This window comes from Photorhabdus luminescens subsp. luminescens (assembly GCF_001083805.1).
Lineage (GTDB): Bacteria > Pseudomonadota > Gammaproteobacteria > Enterobacterales > Enterobacteriaceae > Photorhabdus > Photorhabdus luminescens.
On sequence record NZ_JXSK01000008.1, the window covers coordinates 134,113 to 152,094 of the forward strand.

16 protein-coding genes and 2 pseudogenes are annotated in these 17,982 nt (G+C 35.9%); 8 read left to right on the forward strand and 10 right to left on the reverse strand.

Annotation, left to right across the window (positions count from 1 at the left end; all coding sequences use genetic code 11):
- Positions 1 to 16: 16 nt before the first annotated feature.
- Positions 17 to 396: pseudogene (locus TI10_RS23215) on the forward strand (tail fiber assembly protein).
- Between the two features lie 407 nt (positions 397 to 803).
- Here TI10_RS23215 and TI10_RS25710 read toward each other — a convergent pair.
- Complete coding sequence (locus TI10_RS25710; RefSeq protein ID WP_049584693.1) at positions 804 to 1,289, reverse strand: hypothetical protein; 486 nt, start codon at positions 1,287 to 1,289, stop codon at positions 804 to 806.
- A 374-nt stretch (positions 1,290 to 1,663) separates the two neighbouring features.
- Between TI10_RS25710 and TI10_RS24140 the strand changes: the two genes are divergently transcribed.
- From TI10_RS24140 to tnpA, 3 genes are all read left to right on the forward strand, one after another.
- Entirely contained in the window at positions 1,664 to 1,891 is a 228-nt protein-coding gene (locus tag TI10_RS24140; RefSeq protein ID WP_080985102.1) for a type II toxin-antitoxin system HicA family toxin, read from the forward strand.
- Positions 1,869 to 2,297, forward strand: coding sequence for a type II toxin-antitoxin system HicB family antitoxin (locus TI10_RS17605; RefSeq protein ID WP_049584694.1), 429 nt, complete (start codon positions 1,869 to 1,871; stop codon positions 2,295 to 2,297). The genes TI10_RS24140 and TI10_RS17605 overlap by 23 nt, the downstream gene beginning before the upstream one ends.
- Before the next feature lie 762 nt (positions 2,298 to 3,059).
- Positions 3,060 to 3,488, forward strand: coding sequence for an IS200/IS605 family transposase (tnpA, locus tag TI10_RS17610; protein WP_049584695.1), 429 nt, complete (start codon positions 3,060 to 3,062; stop codon positions 3,486 to 3,488).
- Positions 3,489 to 3,496: 8 nt separating this feature from the next.
- Here the strand turns inward: tnpA and TI10_RS25250 are convergent, their stop codons facing one another.
- From TI10_RS25250 to TI10_RS17625, 4 genes are all read right to left on the reverse strand, one after another.
- Entirely contained in the window at positions 3,497 to 3,652 is a 156-nt protein-coding gene (locus TI10_RS25250; protein ID WP_155416495.1) for a hypothetical protein, read from the reverse strand.
- A 23-nt stretch (positions 3,653 to 3,675) separates the two neighbouring features.
- Positions 3,676 to 4,608 carry a glycosyltransferase family 2 protein gene (locus TI10_RS17615; protein ID WP_244161645.1) on the reverse strand — a complete coding sequence of 311 codons (933 nt, stop codon included), beginning with the start codon at positions 4,606 to 4,608 and terminating at the stop codon, positions 3,676 to 3,678.
- Positions 4,609 to 4,641: 33 nt separating this feature from the next.
- On the reverse strand, positions 4,642 to 5,724 hold the full coding sequence (locus TI10_RS17620) for a glycosyltransferase (RefSeq protein ID WP_049584697.1): 1,083 nt from the start codon (positions 5,722 to 5,724) through the stop codon (positions 4,642 to 4,644).
- 94 nt (positions 5,725 to 5,818) lie between these two features.
- A complete protein-coding gene (locus tag TI10_RS17625; protein ID WP_049584698.1) occupies positions 5,819 to 7,369 on the reverse strand; it encodes a phosphoethanolamine transferase in 1,551 nt (516 codons plus the stop codon).
- Positions 7,370 to 8,826: 1,457 nt separating this feature from the next.
- Here TI10_RS17625 and TI10_RS17635 point away from each other — a divergent pair.
- A complete protein-coding gene (locus tag TI10_RS17635) occupies positions 8,827 to 9,744 on the forward strand; it encodes a GNAT family N-acetyltransferase (RefSeq protein WP_049584699.1) in 918 nt (305 codons plus the stop codon).
- Positions 9,745 to 10,285: 541 nt separating this feature from the next.
- On the opposite strand, the pseudogene TI10_RS26815 reads toward TI10_RS17635, so the two are convergent.
- A pseudogene (locus TI10_RS26815) lies at positions 10,286 to 10,617 on the reverse strand (hypothetical protein); the annotation flags it as partial.
- A gap of 847 nt (positions 10,618 to 11,464) precedes the next feature.
- Here TI10_RS26815 and TI10_RS17640 point away from each other — a divergent pair.
- Positions 11,465 to 12,409, forward strand: a complete 945-nt coding sequence (locus tag TI10_RS17640) for a glycosyltransferase family 2 protein (RefSeq protein ID WP_049584700.1) — start codon at positions 11,465 to 11,467, stop codon at positions 12,407 to 12,409.
- A gap of 991 nt (positions 12,410 to 13,400) precedes the next feature.
- On the opposite strand, the gene TI10_RS17645 is transcribed toward TI10_RS17640, so the two are convergent.
- The gene (locus TI10_RS17645) at positions 13,401 to 13,829 is read right to left on the reverse strand and encodes a type II toxin-antitoxin system HicB family antitoxin (RefSeq protein ID WP_049584701.1); all 429 of its coding nucleotides are present in this window, start codon (positions 13,827 to 13,829) and stop codon (positions 13,401 to 13,403) included.
- A 24-nt stretch (positions 13,830 to 13,853) separates the two neighbouring features.
- The gene (locus tag TI10_RS24145) at positions 13,854 to 14,021 is read right to left on the reverse strand and encodes a type II toxin-antitoxin system HicA family toxin (protein ID WP_244161653.1); all 168 of its coding nucleotides are present in this window, start codon (positions 14,019 to 14,021) and stop codon (positions 13,854 to 13,856) included.
- Between the two features lie 410 nt (positions 14,022 to 14,431).
- Between TI10_RS24145 and TI10_RS26185 the strand changes: the two genes are divergently transcribed.
- A complete protein-coding gene (locus TI10_RS26185) occupies positions 14,432 to 15,160 on the forward strand; it encodes a phage tail protein (RefSeq protein ID WP_244161646.1) in 729 nt (242 codons plus the stop codon).
- Positions 15,160 to 15,786 (forward strand): tail fiber assembly protein, encoded by a 627-nt coding sequence (locus TI10_RS17655; protein WP_049584702.1) that lies wholly within the window; start codon positions 15,160 to 15,162, stop codon positions 15,784 to 15,786. The genes TI10_RS26185 and TI10_RS17655 overlap by 1 nt, the downstream gene beginning before the upstream one ends.
- A gap of 150 nt (positions 15,787 to 15,936) precedes the next feature.
- Here TI10_RS17655 and TI10_RS17660 read toward each other — a convergent pair whose 3' ends face one another.
- Positions 15,937 to 16,563, reverse strand: a complete 627-nt coding sequence (locus TI10_RS17660) for a tail fiber assembly protein (RefSeq protein ID WP_049584703.1) — start codon at positions 16,561 to 16,563, stop codon at positions 15,937 to 15,939.
- Positions 16,563 to 17,981, reverse strand: coding sequence for a tail fiber protein (locus TI10_RS23220; protein ID WP_053093475.1), 1,419 nt, complete (start codon positions 17,979 to 17,981; stop codon positions 16,563 to 16,565). The genes TI10_RS17660 and TI10_RS23220 overlap by 1 nt, the downstream gene beginning before the upstream one ends.
- Position 17,982: the final 1 nt, after the last annotated feature.

Genomic DNA, 17,982 nt, shown 5'->3' on the forward strand with positions numbered 1-17,982 from the left:
CAGTGGGGTATTAATTATGTATTATTATAGTGCAACAACTAACGCATTTTATCCAGTCGAATGGAAACAAGACTATATCAATGCCGGTTCATTTCCAAGCGATGCAGTGGAAGTCAATGAGGTTGTTTTCATTGAGTTTGCCAGCAGTATTCCTCCAGAGGGTAAATATCGAATAGCGGGTAAAAATGGTTTACCAGAATGGGCAGATATCCCTTCCCCCACGAAAGAAGAATTGCAGCAACAAACCAAATCGTACCATTACAAGATGCGATGGATTTAAATATGGCAAATGACGAGGAAAAAGTACAGTTAGTCGCTTGGAAAAAATACCAAATATCACTGAGCCGTATTGATGTCACATTAGCGCCAGACATAAACTGGCTTGGAAAACTATGATGAAATCAGGGGTATCACGCCCCTCTGACCGTTGACAAACCTCATTAAAAATAACTGGGTTTGGTCCTTTCATTGGCCCTAGTGTATCCATATCTCACTTTGTGGGTTTGGTCATTGCTGATGAAGCAACCATAGGAAAAAATTTTCATATCCGCCAAAACACTACAATTGGGATTGTCACTTCAACTCAACAAGGCCGAATCCACATAGGCGATAATGTCACCATTGGAGCTATGTCATTTATCAACAAAAAAATACCTGATAACAGTATCGTATATACACCTAAAAACAACAATCTCATCAGATATTCTGCTGACAGTAATCGATTGATTTGGTAGGCAGCACACAAAAACTACAGAGCAATAATCTTGAGTGCTGCCAAAACAAACTAAACAGATAATTAATTATTACTCGTAAATATCTATTGCTGACGTGAATACGCCTGTTTTGGATATGGTCAAGGTAGTACCCGTGCTATTCAACCTAATAGCAATCCACCCAGTTCCAGAAAGAGCAAAAATATCAATATTGGGTGCTGGTATTATAACAGTATAGTACCAATTTTGATTAGGATCGTAACAATACAAAGTCTTGCCCAATACATTGTGAGATAATCTAACCGTTCCGTTTGTAATAGGCCCACCTGACCACACTCGAACTCTATTACCCGAGCCTGATTTCAAATATCGACTATCACTCTCCCCTCTGGTATAACACTCCCCCCTCACCGCATAATTCCCGGCAGGCATGTAGTTCCCCAGAGGCTGAAAACGCTGATTGGCCTCTTCTTTGTTATAGGCCCCCACATCCCCGGCATTCAAACTGACATCCCCACTCAGCGCCTTGCCGTTAATCTTCCGACTACTCGGTACCGCACTTTTCGCCAACTCCACGGTTTCCACTAAACCAATGTTTTCTGTAGCCCATTAACTGACGGTAATCTTTGTCAAGGCAGCTTTTAAAAGCATTCAATGTGACTCAATATGGTAAAAATCGGGTGAATCTGGGTATCAATAAATAACCAAAATAATGATTGAGAAAGAAATATATTAACCATGATGGAATTACGAACAATAATTGAGTGATAAATGAACAAAAAATAGCATCACCTTGCAAAGTTTCATTACAACGCATCTCAAGTAGTCACTCTTTGTAGACCTACCGTAACGCTATATTTTGCAACATCACGTATTAGCGAAGTTCACTTGAGATAAATAAATTCACTTTGTGTGTATGCGTGCGTATGTTGATGTCAGGTTGGGAGGATATGAAATCAACTGACCTGATAAAAGAGCTGACTGCCGTTGGATGTGAATTTAAAAGGTATAACGGAGGTGACCACCAAATTTGGTGGTCACTTATAACCGGAAAAACATTCCCGGTTCCGCATCCCAAAAAAGATCTGCCTATCGGTATTGTCAAATCTATAAAAAATGGCGAGAGTTTAATCCCCGCCGACTTTGGAGGTCATCATGTTTTTCTCAGTAGGTGTTGAGTTGCCGAAAGATGAAAACACCGCGTATGGTCTAGTTATTCCTGCGCTGTGTACCGAAAATTATGGCTGTTTTTCTGCCGCTGATAATAAAGAAGACATTGCGATAATGGCGCATGAGGCTATCTTGCTAACAGTAGAAGATATGGTCGCGAATAATAGAGCAGTTGAACGTATTCAGGATGCTGGCTATCTGTTTTATGCGAAAAATGCAGAATATCAATATGTTGATAGCTGGTTTGTTATTGATGTTGATTTGTCTGAATTTTCTGGAAAGCAGCAGCGTATTAATATCTCACTGCCTGATACGCTCATTCAGCGTATTGATAAACGTGTCAAAGAAAGTCCGACACAATATCGAGACCGAAGTCACTTTTTAGCAGAAGCTGCAAGACATGAACTCAGCTAATACCAGGCGCACGGATGCGCCTAGTGTTAAAAAGCTCTTAATTGACGCCGTTTTTATAAATCCCTACGATATCGGTATGAATGTAAGGATGAAATCATAAGCTCTTCACCGTTTTAGTTGATATGTGATTCCTCCCGAAGGCCCATATTTAGTAAGGTGAAGCATTACACAACAACTAACTATTGGCGTCATGACCCAAAAACTAGCCATGATTCAACTTTGATAGTTTTTTCTAAATCACATAGTTCCATACCACCCCATTAACTTAATAAATGGGTTCGTAACGTTAATTGGGGTTCCATCACTCATATTAGATATTGTTCCATTAACAGAATAACTATGAACAACTGAGTTTCATTATTTCGTCTTTAAAGAACTGTTTTCAATTTACTGTTTTGGCTATTTCAACATCTAGTTCTAAGGATGATGCTTGCTGTAGAATAGAATATCTTCGTTCGATATCTGATTCTAAATTAATGATAAAAATTTTCATTCTTTCACCTAGCAATATTGGGAAGGAATCTGAATAAAATAAACCGTGAAATTTCAAACGTCTAATATCGAAATTGATTGAGATAATAAAGTATTTCTAATACTCCAAAATATCTTGATAACACTATTACACTACATTACAACTCAGGCACTAAGATTACTGGGAAATTAATATTGTTATTGTATTTATTCTTCCATATGAAAGGTTAAAACCACCGACTTTAGTCGGTCAGCTTTAGCTGAGATACTGTGTTGCATGGGAGGTGGAACATGGATTACAGATACGGTAGTCACACAGTATTTCAGATTGAATACCATTTTGTGTGGGTAACGAAATACAGGCACAAAGTGCTAATAGGTGAAGTAGCAATACGGGTGCGCGAGTTAGTTCGTCAGACATGTGAAGCATTTGAAATCAGGATATTAAAAGGAGTTGTGAGCAAAGATCATGTTCACATACTGGTGAGTAGTCCCCCGACATTATCTCCCTCAGAAATCATGAGGAGACTGAAGGGAAGGACAGCGAGTAAGTTGTTTGAAGAGTTTTCGCATCTAAAGAAACGCTACTGGGGTCAGCATTTTTGGGGCAGAGGCTATTTTTGTGCGACGGTGAGTCAGTTAACGGAAGAGATGATAAAGGTTTATCTGGAGCATCATTTTGAACCAAACTCGGATGATAACTTCAGGATGGACAATTGACGCATCGTTCAGCCGATGCGTATCCGGACTTTCAGTCCGTTAATCACTAACACACCGACTTTAGTCGGTGGTTGTTGAGTTGTCAGGAAAAGGTTATCTCTACAATGGTAATATATATTAATCACAACTTGGGTGATAATACCTACTTTAATGTAAGAAAACATAAATTTTCCCACTATTTGAAATCCTATTTATTTCTTGTTTTTAGAAATTTCCTTTTAAAACTAAATCTAATATTATGATCTAACATAAAACTTAATATTGAAAGGTCTTTTACTATCTTATGGATGGAATTAGAATATTCTTTTGACAGCTTATCTCCATATTTATAGATAAGATCTATAGCATGACAAGCTGTAAGGTTTCTGAATTTTCTGCCGAAAGTTTTATTTGTTATTAAGATAGCCTTTGCCATTATATTTACCTTATGTTCATTAATAGAATTAGACAAACTGCCTTCTCTTTTTACGTAGTTATAGTATTTCATCTTAGTATAATGAATATTATCACATCTAGCTAAAAATAAAGGAAATGACAAAGCATCTTCATAGCAAGAAACCTCGGGAAAATTATTTCCACGGAATAATTCCTTCTTAAAAAATTTCCCTATTGAATGCGCTTGAAATTTCTTATGAATTAAAAACTCTTTTATTGCTGTATCTCTATGAAGTTTTATTGATGATAGTAATATCGACCTTTCTATTATATCCGAATCTTTTCTTACCTCATTTAACCCACTGATAAATATGTCTGGCTTTTTATACGCTAAAAAGTCTAAAATTTCCCTCATTGAGAAATCAGATAAAAAATCATCGCCATCAACGAAAGTTATATACTCTCCATGACTTACTTCTACCGCATATTTTCTTACTTTACCCACATTTCTAAACTCTTTTCTTATGTAAATAAAAGATTCATTTTCCTCTAAAAATTCTTTTAAAATTGATGTGGTTGAATCAGAAGAACTGTCATCTATCAGCAAAATCTCATAATCATCAGAAGAGACTTTATATAGGCATTTCTTTATGCTCTCTAAGCATTTTCCTATTAAATCTTCTAAGTTATGTACTGCAACTATGATTGATAACTTTTTGTCAGAGTGTAAATTTGGATCTTGCATTATCATACCTCTTGTATTATTTAATAGGTGCTTTTAAATGTTAAGTGCTGATTTCACTCTTTTTAAATAATTTGAATCATATAAATTGGAAATCGCCATTTTTATTTTATCGCTGTCAGATAGTTTTTTTCCATCAACTATATCCTGTAATTTATTTATTAATTCAGAGGGGTTATCAACAGGATATAACTCACCATTCATTTCATTGATTATAATATCAGCGGGACCAGTTTTACAGTTAGAGCTTATACAATATATACCTTGGGAATTAGCTTCACCTAATACCATAGGGAACCCTTCAAAATTTGAAGTTAATAACAGTGTTGTAATCTCTTTAATTTCGCTGATAATATAGCGCCACGGCTCATTATGCCAACCGTGCCATATTATATTGCTAGTTATACTTAGACTATCTGCTACACTGCGTAATATTTTTTCATCGCGACCACTACCAACAATATTTAATTCCCAATTACCATAAACTTGTGATAATGCTTTAAACATGCCACTAATGTTCTTATCATCATCAGTTAATCTACCTACATATAGAAATTTAGTTATACTCCCACTTGGTCGAGGGATAGTTTCGCTTTTCAGAGAAACAGGATTAAAAATAGTAAAGATTTTATTTGGATTAACACCTCTATCAATAAATTGCTGAGTTATCCCTGAACTAATGGAAAGGTGATAATCAGCTTTTGTTGCATAAATACTTTTATACAATTGATCAAGAGAAGAGTGAACCCATGAAAATATAGGGGTTTTGGAAAAAATTAATTTTTTCGCTAGACTTGTTATGTAGCAACTTAGTGGATCTATAGCAATAATAATATCCGGATTTTCTCTTTTCATAAATCTAGAGAATAAAAAAGCAAAATGTACTCTGCGAGCCTTTGTATTATATATCTCAGAGCGTATGCGATGAAATGACATGCCATTTAACCATCCATCATCTATTTCAACACATCCTTGGCGAATATCATTGATAAAGAGGAAGCTGATATCGACTGATGTATTATCTTTCGATAATAGAGTAACTAATTTTTTGCATACAGTTTCCGTTCCTCCAAAGCCTGACATATCGTAGCCTACAAGAATAATTTTTTTCGCTTTCATAAGTTAATCCAACCTTACCTTCGTTACTTATTCAATCTCATCTAAAAATCGGGTTCGATACAAATCCTGTGTGTATTTTTCATAATATGAAAATTCATTCAGGAATTTTATCTTCTGGTAATGAGCTATATTTCATGACATTATTATTAAAGTCCAGAACATCATCTTGGTTTTTACATATTTCATTAGACAATATTTTACAATTTTCGGGGATTGTAGACTCTTTAATACCTGTCCACTCTGAAAATAGTGTCAAGAAATTCATTGAATTACGTTGAGCGTTAATAATATTACGAGATGTATCATCATAAGATGTAATAAACATAGGAACCTGATAATTTTGTTTATATTTATCATTATGAGCAAGCCTCATCTTCTTAGTATCTTTCTCAAAGAAAGATACTCCGTGATCAGCAAAATACATCAAAGACCAGTTCTTCTCATTTTTTTGTACTTCATCAGTAATTATTGATAGCAAGTTATCAGTGTTTTCAATACTCTGTATATAGCAAGAAACCTGTTCTGACTTAAAAAACACTTTGTATTCATAATTTGTTCTGATACAAGCGGGGGAATGAGACCCCATTAAATGGATAACAATTAGCTTTTTTTCTCTCTTATCCTCTAAGGCTTTTTTCACAATTGGCATAACATTTGTGTCAGGCATATTTCTGTTAAGGCCAGAACTGGATTCACCTTTTTTAATAAATAATGGAGAATCAGCTCTTGCTCCCATACTGGCAACCGGAGTATCAAATACCCCTATAGAGCCTTGATTTGATATCCAATAAGTATAAAAGCCAGCTTTTTTTGCTAATGTAACAATATTATTGCTTAAAATATTTTTACCATCTTTGACCATTGCTAGTGAGTTTGCCAATGATATCTGGGTTGATGGACCTGCTGAGATATAATTCGTAAAAAGTGCCCCATTAGTAGTGCTCATAAAAGGTGTATTATGTATCGGGAATCCATAGGCATTCATAAAATCTCTACGTACACTTTCTCCAATCACAACGATATAGGTGCTATATTTTGATTTTGCCGATACCGTTCCCCACGTATCCTTCTCACTTAGTATTTGTCGCATTTTTTTATATTCACTTTTTACCCTTATAAAGTTGATAGTGACATCTTTGACTACTCTAATTTCAGGAAGTCCAGAGTCAAGGATATTAAATTCCTCATCCTGTATAAAAGCTTTTAAAGGGTGGTGTATTACCGTAATTAATGCAAAAGAGAACAGAAAAACATTAACATTTTTATGTAAATTAATGCTTGCTTTTAGAGAGAATAAACAAAAGATCAGGATAAACACACTAAAAAGATAATGCTCAACTGGAATAGAAGAGATGAATTCACTAGCCTCTTGTTCGTTTGTATAGAATAACGAAAGAATTGAGTTGAAGTTTGGTGAGCCATATGTAAGCCCGATAGGAGCATAAACGAGAGTTGCTATACCAAGAACGATAAGCAGGGGCCTATAAACTATTGTGACTTTGTTTAACAATAGAAAAATAGAGAATATAGCGAACACATACGCTATTTTTAAACGATAACCTAAAGCTATGTGAGCTAAAAGGCAAAAGATTAAGAGTGCAACAACTGGTAATAATTTGATTAAGTGGTTTTTTGTAAGTTTCATATTTATCTATTATATAGTACATCGTGTAGTAGTAAAACACAGCTTAGCTTTCGGAAAGTAGGAAAAACGAAGGTTCACTTTCTTCATCCAACCGAATTTTCTATTGATACTATACTATGTATTTTTCGTCATGTGAATAAGAGAAATTTTAGTTAACATTTAAACCAGAATACTTTGCTTCCAATATAAAAAACCATATAACACAGAAATATCACTATAACCCTCAGTGTAGGAAAATATACATAATATGCCACATGATAATGAATCATAGTAGCAGGAGAAAGTAAACAAAATAATCCTTAAATATATGCATGGCTAATTTTACCGTATTTAATCCTATTGAATATTTTTAAAAACTGGTTTACCAATATTTTTTGTAGCCCATTAACTAACGGTAATCTCTTTGTCAAGGCAGCTTTTAAAAGTATTGAATGGGATCAAGTATGGTAAAAATTGGGCAGATCTAAGCTAAGTGTCAATAAATAACCAAAATAGTGATGAAGAAAGCCGTGATGGAATCACGAACAACAACTGAGTGATAAATATATAGCAATTGGCACCACCTTGCTTTATTTGCTCAGAAATTTCATCACAATGTATCTCAAGTAGTCGCTCTCTGTAGACCTACCATAACTCCATATTCTGCAAAATTACACATTAGCCAATTCTCTTACCCATAGTTCACTTAAGATAAATAAATTTACTTTGTATGTATGCGTGCGTATGTTGATGTGAGGTTAAGAGGATATATGAAATCATACTGACCTAATAAAAGAATTATCGCCGTTGGATGCGAACTTAAAAGGTTACGGAAGGCGTCACCAATAACCGAAGGCACTGCCGGTTCCGTATCCTAACAAAGATCTGCCTATCGACACTGCCAAATCTGTAATACCTTGTAGGTTATTATGTTTTTCTCTAGTAGATATTGAGTTGCCGAAAGATGGAAAACACTGCGGATGGTCTGATTATTCCTGCGTTATGTACTGAAAATAATAAAGAAGACATTGCGATAATGGCTAGTGAGACTATTTTATTAACAGTAGAAGATATAGCCTAAAATAGTGTGTAAATTAAACATACTCAGGATGTTGGCTATCTAATTTATACAAAAAAACACAGAATATCAATATGTTGATAGCTGGTTTGTTATCGACGTTGATTTGTCTGAATTTTCCGGAAAGTAGCAGTGTATTGATAATCGTGTCAAAGATAGTCCGGTACAATATGACCAGAGCAACTAAAGTAATTACAGGGTTGTTTGGTCCTTTATTGACACACATTACCTAAATTTCTGCTAATACATAGTATGTTTGCCGCCGAATAGCAGTGGCTTTATAACCATAAACAGTCTAATATGTCGCTGGAAACATTTGACATGTGTGGCATTTATCACCATGAAAGATGGAGATTACCATAATTATAATCCATTTTAGATTTATATAGAGGTAGCATCATTGAATATTCTAAACATAAAGACTTATTTTTCAGGGTGGTCAGAAGCTGGAGAGTCTGAATACCGTTATTGTTATAAAAAGTTTGGCGGCAATTTTTCAACACATCCTGATGTACTTGATTATTTGCACTCACACGCAGAATGTAGAGAACGATTCTTTGTGAGAACTAATGGAAATGATGAGCTCACGGGAGCCTTATGTGTATGGCACAATAGATATCTGGCTAATGATTATTTCACTTCCGAAATTACTAAACATCTCAATTTTCCTGTGCCAAAAGATGAATTAATTTTGCCTCTATCTACTGAGAAAAAAAGCTTACTTCCTTTTAAAGGTAAAATTGTATCAGAGATAAACGCAAGCTCTATTATGAATGTTACTTACAAATTGAATGCCCGGCGACAAATTTGTTTGGCAAAGAATCCAGAGATGATGTCATCCAGTACGAAGAATTCAAGAAAAAGAGAAGTTAGACGATTCCTTGAGCAAGGGGGAGCGATAATAGACCAATGTGAATATAGTGCCTCTGAATTAGTAGATATTTATTTTGAACTCTTCAAGATGCGCAGAGGTGTATATCCAGGTCAAAGAGAAGAAAACATAAAATTCATCCAAAAGTTTCGCAGTATGGTGTTTGGTAGTATCCTTTTTTATCAAGGGAAACCAGCAGCATTTCAGCTAATAATGAAATCAGATAATCCAAAATGGTCAACTTTCGATTACATAAATATTGGGTTAAATACAGAGTTAGCCAAATTATCTGTAGGGACTATAATAATGTGGCTGAATACGCAAAATGCGTGGGAAAAATGTAACGAAGAAAATAAGGCAATGCGTTTTTCATTTGGAAAACCTACCTACGAATATAAAGATCGCTGGTGTATCAGAGAAAGCATTGGTCGATTACTTTTCCCATAATAATTCTGCCCGTAAATAGGGCAGTAATTATTAATATCATATACTTCTATATCAACCCTAAACTCTCTATGATTAATTATCTGAGAGGATGGTAGCAACAGGCGCATCAATATTTACGGGCGAAAATCTGACGACTTTCCTAGCGATCATGAGCCAATTTAAAGGTTAATCCAAAAATTCAAATAAACCGGTTAGCTGTATGGCTTCTTCAACGGGAAAGCGCTAGGAATTATTCACAATCTGACCAATAACCTTACAGGAACACCAGTAGTATACGAGTTATCCCCAAGGTATAGAATTTTCTCTTTAATGATGGGCACAATACGAACAGCTGGATTTTTGGGCACGGTTTGCTATTAATTAGTCTTTTTTCTCCTTCAACTTCATAATCTCTTTTCCAGTGCAAAAAAGTATTCCGATAGATTCCTTAGTAACAGCAAGTCTTACTGATATTATTAGTATGAGCTAATATTTTGAGTTTTCTTCTAACTTTCTGTCCTTCTTTCTTGTTCATATTACCTTCAATTAACATATGGCGGTATCGCATAGTAACACTGACATTCTCATTTATTATTTTTTTCCAGGGAGATAAGGATTCGAAAAATAGATATCTGTTTTTAATTTTTTGCTGATAATTTCATTATTCGCAAATTCTAAACCATTATCATACGTTATTGTTTTAAACGGGTATACAATACGGTAACTGACAATCCTAAGATGTTGCCATAAGTTACTTCTATCCCTTTTGTCTTTATAAATCAAGCTATAAATGGTTTCATGATGTAAAGAAATTCTTTTATACTTCTTAAGATAATCAACAACTTGTTCCGAGCTTAAATCCTGCCAGATTAACTGTTTTATCCATTGCTTTATTTAGTCATTTTCATGATTTTCTTAACAAAATGATGGAGAAAAAGCATTTGAATATGGGACTGTTTTAAGTAATATTCTTTTATTTTCTAATTTCTTCTCGATTATCTGATAATGGTTTATAGACTTAAATTGAATGACTTGCAATTAAATGTTGCAATAAATATTTTTTTAATATAAAAATCCAGTATGTTTGTTTTTTTTAGTTTTTTATATGGTACAATTTGTTTTCCTGTGTTGGTAAATGGGAAAGATGTCTATAGTATAGCAACTGGCCATCCCCTAAACAATTGTTCTTACTTAATAGTTGAATCTAGACTATATATAAATTTTTCTATATTTAAAGTATTCAGGTTTAAAAAATTCAATCAAAACTATTCAGATAGTTTTGATTCACATGATGAAAAATATATTGTATAGTGATAATAGTAGAATTCATTAGATATAGAAATTGCGTCTTAGTCTCATGTGCTCTTTAAAAATTAAACAAGTTCAATGTGCTTTATGGGCCTCTTCCCACTGTCATTGGTATTGCAACTTCCATTACCATTGCTACTTTATCTATACGGTGCATCTATTGCCAGTATGTAAGGTAAACGCTGATTCTTCCTGATTTACGAAACCTGGTAAATACCATTGTAGGTAGTTCAGTTACCAGTATAATGTTTTTTTATGGGCAGAGATAACGAAAAGGTAAAAATCAATAGTAATATTTTAGCTCGTGAAAACAATAAAGAAGTGTTCCTTAAAGTATGTCTCAAATTATGGTTTTTCTTCAAAAGGGAAATATCAAAAATGAGATTATTATTTGACGCTCATTTAAGACAGTAATATAAGAGGATTATCATCTATGACGACTGAAACTAACGATACTTATGGTTGCTTTTCAAAGAAATTATCAATTGTGGTAGCTGCACATAATCTAGAATTATTGATTTTCAAATGTATAAGTACCATAAAACATGTTTTATCTGACTGTGATCCTGAAGAATATGAAGTTCTTCTGATAGATGACAGTTCTTCTGATTCAACTCCATCAATCTTAAAAGAATTCTCAGAAGAAAATGAATCTTTTATTTACATAAGAAAAGAGTTTAGGAATGTAGGTAAAGTAAGGAAATATGCAGTAGAAATAAGTCATGGAGAATATATAACTTTCGTTGATGGCGATGATTTTTTATCTGATTTCTCGATGAGAGAAATTTTAGACTTTTTGACATCAAAAAAACCAGATATATTTATCAGTGGGTTAAATGAGGTAAGAAAAGATTCGGACATAATAGAAAAATCAAAATTATTATCTCCTGTAGAAATTCATAGAGATACGGCAATAAAAGATTTTTTAATTCATAAGAAATTTCAGGCACATTCATGTGGGAAATTTTTTAAGAGAGAATTATTTCATGGAAATAATTTCCCAGAGATTTCTTGTTATGAAGACGCTCTATCATTCCCTCCAATTTTAGTTAAGTGCAATAATGTTTATTATACTGAGATGAAATACTATAACTACATAAAGAGAGAAGATAGTTTATCTAATTCTATTAGCCAAATTAAAATAAATACAATTGCAGAGGTCATTTTAATAACTGATAAAACTTTCGGTAGAAAATTCAGAAACCTTACAGCTTGTCATGCTATAGATCTTATCTATAAATATGGAGATAAGCTGTCAAAAGAATATTCTAATTCCATCCATAAGATAGTAAAAGACCTTTCAATATTAAGTTTTATGTTAGATCATAATATTAGATTTAGTTTTAAAAGGAAATTTCTAAAAATAAGAAATAAATAAAATTTCAAATGGTGGGAAAATTTACGTTTTCTTACATTAAAGTAGGTATTAGCATCCAAGTTATAATTAATAAATCAGGCTGTATAATTCCTCTACACATGGTTTTCTTCAACAAATTGTTATAAATAGAATTGTATGTTATGTAACTTCGTGTAGCACTATTTTTGAAAGTTATTTATATTACCACCGTAGAGATGGTGCTTTTCTGACGAATAAATACAATAATAATATTAATTTCCCAGTAATCTTATTAGTGCCTGAGCTGTAATGTAGGTGTAATAGTATTGTCAAGATATTTTTGAGTATTAGAGATGCTTTATTATTTCAATAAATTTCGATATTAACCATTTGAAATTTCACGGTTTATTTTATTCAGATTCCTTCCCAATATTGCTAGGTGAAAGAATGAAAATTTTTATCATTAATTTAGAATCAGATATCGAACGAAGATATTCTATTCTACAGCAAGCATCATCCTTAGAACTAGATGTTGAAATAGCCAAAACAGTAAATTGAAAACAGTTCTTTAAAGACGAAATAATGAAACTCAGTTGTTCATAGTTATTCTGTCAATGGAACCCAATTAACATTACGAACGCATTCATTAAGTTAATGGGGTGGTATGGAACTATGTGATTTAGAAAAAACTATCAAAGTTGAATCATGGCTAGTTTTTTAGTCATGACGCCAATAGTTAGTTGTTGTGTGATGCCTCATCTTTTTATTGCTAACCATTGGTTACATGACCGATTTTTTTATTTTTTCATTATTAGCACATATTGTTTTTTCTTGGATATGGAATACCCTTAACTTTCATCTGTCAGTTACTCTAATCTTTACTAAGAGTGGACCTGCGGACGGAATCACATATCCACTAAAACAGTACAGAGTCTATGATTAGAGTTTTATATTCATACCGATATCGTAGAGATTTACAAAAACGGCGTCAATTGAGTGTTTTTTAACATCAGGCGCATGAATGCGCCTGATGTTAGCTGAGTTCATGTCTTGCCGCTTCTGCTAAAAAGTGACTTCGGTCTCGATATTGTGCCGGACTTTCTTTGACACGATTATCAATACGTTGAATGAGCGTATCAGGCAGTGAGATATTAATACGCTGCTGCTTTCCGGAAAATTCAGACAAATCAACGTCGATAACAAACCAGCTATCAACATATTGATATTCTGTGTTTTTCGCATAAACCAGATAGCCAGCATCCTGAATATGTTCAACTGCTCTATTATTTGCGACCATATCTTCTACTGTTAGCAAGATAGCCTCACGCGCCATTATCGCAATGTCTTCTTTATTATCAGCGGCAGAAAAACAGCCATAATTTTCGGCACACAGCGCAGGAATAACTAGACCATACGCGGTGTTTTCATCTTTCGGCAACTCAACACCTACTGAGAAAAACATGATGGCCTCCAAAGTCGGCGGGGATTAAATCCCCGCCATTTTCTTTATAGATTTGACGGTGCCGATAGGCAGATCTTTTTTGGGATGCGGGACCGGGAATGTCTTTCCGGTTATAGGTGACCACCAAATTTGGTGGCTACCTCCGTTATGCCTTCTAAGTTCACATCCAACGGCAGTCAGCCCTTTTTTCAGGTCAGTTGATTATATATCCTCCCAACCTGACATCAACATATGCACGCATACATACAAAGTAAATTTGTTTATCTCAAGTGAACTACGGGTAAGAGAATTGGTTAATGTGTAATGTTGCAGAATATAGCGTTATGGTAGGTTTACAGAGAGTGACTACTTGAGATGCATTGTAATGAAACTTTGTAAGGTGATGCTATTTTTCTGTATATTTATCGCTCAATTATTGTTTGTAATTCCATCATGATTAATATATTTCTTTCTCAATCATCATTTTGGTTATTTATTGACACTCAGATCTGCCCGATTTTTACCATATTGGGTCCCATCGAATACTTTTAAAAGCTGCTTTCACAAAGATTGCTGTCAGTTAATGGGCTACAGAAAACATTGGTTTAGTGGAAACGGTGGAGTTGGCAAGAAATTCAGCGCAGCAAAGTTTTGTTGATGCTAATTTCGCGCGCGGAAATGTTGAAGTTGTTAATACCAAGGGCATATATCCGCGAATTAATTTTTTCTCGCCGCAGGGAAAAGAATATCGTGGATTCTTTGCTATCGAAGCAGATCTAACTAATGATAATGCTCAGTCTATTTATTTATATAAGCGAAACGCTGCGGGTAATAATATTTATCTTGTTAATTTTCCAAATAAAAACGGCACATTAGCAACACTTGATGATATTGTACCGGTAGGCGTTCCACTGCCGTATCCTCACCGATACACCCCCGTTGGCTATCTCACATGCAATGGACAGACGTTTGATAAATCAAAATATCCAAAATTAGCAGAAGCTTATCCATCAGGGCAACTGTTTGATTTAAGGGGCGAATTTATCCGTGGATGGGATGATAGCCGAGGTGTTGATCCGGGACGAATGCCAGGCACATGGCAGGGTGATGCAATCAGAAATATTACAGGTCGTCTTGATGTGCGCCTGGATGGCTCATTTTCAATAGTTGATGCGGTGTCTGGGAGTTTTACAAAAACACGTGATACGTCATCGGGCCTTTATTGTCTGCAAGAAGCAAATTACGCGAGAGGGGCTGATAACGTGACATTTGACGCATCACGTGTCGTCCCAACCGCTAACGAAAATAGACCCCGCAACGTCGCACTTAACTACATAGTGAGAGCAGCATAATGACAGAACAGAAATATTCTTTAGAACATGAAACCGCCGTGTTGGGCAAAGATGGTTTAGCGATTCAAGCTGGCTGGATAAAGGTTTATCACTCGAATCAGATAACGAGAGAATTTACCAATTCAGATATTGAATACGTGATGCTCGGTGTCAGTCTGTCAGCCGGTGCTTATCCCGACGCGCCCAAACTACCAGGTTCTCCTGACGAGGCTGTCTGCCGCAGTATTGATGGTAAGTGTTGGGAAATGTTGCCCGATTATCGCGGAAAAATCGCGTACGACACGTTAACACAAGCACAGATTGAAGTTACAGAAATCGGTGAATTGCCGGATACATTAACATTCAAAAAACCTGATACCGACTATGATAAGTGGAATGGTAAAGAGTGGGTAGTTGATAAAGACCTCTTAAAATCCCATCAAATCAACGAAGCAAAACAGAAGCAAGCAGCACTGTTACAACAAGCAAATGAAACACTCTCATTGCTACAAGACTCTGTTGACTTAGAAGTTGCTACAGACTCAGAGAAAGCCGCTCTGTTGGAGTGGAGAAAATACAGAGTATTACTCACTCGTGTAGATGTTCTGCAAGCACCTAATGTTCAGTGGCCGGAAGTGCCGAAGTAAACGAAAGCCGGGTGACCGGCTTAATTATAGTGCTTCACTGTTTAATCGTGTGATATTACGTTGCTCTCTACAACCAGACATTAACTGGCCTGAAAAACCATACTGATATGTATTTTTGTTATCGGGCTGCATAAGCAGCCCTTATTGTTGTCATTCTGGCATCTCAGGCCATTTAATATCAGGGACCAATGAAGTGTCAACACGGTTCAATAATACCAGATATTTTTTCCATTCAAGTAACAGAGCCTGTTCCTCTTCCGAAGCCAATTCAGTATCAACGGCATATTGAAGTAATGTAATGGTTTCATTAGATTGCGTGCACAGAGTATCGCGTAGTTGTTCTGCCTGCTCAATCTCGCTGCCCTTTATTGCTGCTTTGTCAGTCACCCACTTTGAACCATCCCATCGATCAAAATGAGTAGCAGGCTGTTTGAATGTCAGAGTTTCAGGCAATTCACCCAGCTCAGTAATTTCTTGCGGTAATCGAGTCTGTATGTTGTAAGCTGTTTTTCCACGGTAATCGGGAACAATTTCCCAGAGTTCTCCATCTGCTGTACGCCTGACTGCCATAGAGTCGGATTTAGGCAGTGTTGGCGCATCTGTGTAGGAACTTGCCGGTATGCCTACCCCCTTCATCAAATATTCTGGTGTTGCACCGATAAATTCCCTTGAATGAGGTGCGGCATGGTAGATTGTCAGCCAACCCGCTTTTTCTGCTAACCCGTCTTGACCTAATATTGCTGCTTCCGGTTCTAAAGAATATTTTTGTTCAGTCATTATGCTGCCCTTACTATGTAGTTAAATGCAATATTGCGGGGGCGGGTTTCGTTACCGACAGCACCGCTATTTGTAAATCCTTGATAATCACTACCGTTATTTGTGAACGGTAAAGTTTGCTGTGCATCATCACGATACGAGCCAGGATGGCCGGCTAAATTTGTTACACCAAATGCTCCTTGCGCTCGGCCACCGTGACCACCAAGGTGCTGATGCCACTGAACTTGTTGTGGTTGCCACGACAAAATCCCACGACCATGATCCACGCCACGACCATCATCCCAACCACGGATAAATTCACCGCGCAAATCGGGTAACCTGCCACTAGGATAGGCGACAGCTAATTTTGGATAGGTGTATTTATTAAATGATTGGCCGTTACACGTAAGATAACCTGATGGAGGATTTGGTTGCGGCCACGGGATGGGGGCACCAACTGGGATGTTATTAGCAACATCAATTAAGCGGCTAACTTCATCAAGCCAAGCTAATACATGACCACTAAAACGAACATTGTCGCTATCTATCGATAGAAGACCGCTGCCTTTGAGTTGAAACTGTCTATCACAGTCACCCGTCGTATACGCACCTAACTCACCCGGTGATGGTTTGTTTACAGCACTATAGACACGAATACTTGGGTATTCATACACACCTCTACCGGAAATAGACCCGGTGGCATCCACATTCCCATTTACAACACCCCCTGATTTTGGATACGCACTTTTCGCCAACTTGACGGTTTCCACTAAACCAAGGTTTTTTATAAACTCACTTTTACTAGGGATATCTGCGCCGTTTTGGTTTTTTGCCAACCTGCTGTTGGCATTATCTGTAGCCCTATTAGCTTCATCATGAGCATTTTTAGCTGCTACATTTGCGGTATTTGCAAAATCGTATGCTTCCTTAATTGCTTTTGGCGTCGCAGCTAAGGTTTCACTTGTACTATTTGTCGCACTACTCAGTTGTACAATCCCCTTCTGAGTCAATGAGGCATCAGAAACACCACTCAATTTGCTCTCAGCGATTTTTCTAACATCGTGAACCGCTTTCGGCGTCGCCGCCTGATCTTCTCTGTCAGAGTTTGTCGCGCTGTTGAGTTGCGATATGCCTTTCTGCGTCAATGAAGCATCAGGGATTTCTGTAGTAATTTTATGTTTTAATGCTAAATCCAATTGCGCTACGAGTTTTTCCAGGTCTCCATCATCCATAACGTCTTCACCGGTTTTTTCTGCAATGTATTTCCCTATCACCGCTGCAATAACCGAAGATTGGCGCCAAACTTTATTTAATCGTTCACTCCTCGCTATTCCTGATTTAAATCCCTCCTCAATAAAATCTGCACTTTCATATTCTTCTTGCGATAAAGTATTCGCGTTTTCACCAATGGCAAATGCTTTAAAGTCATTTTTAGCCATT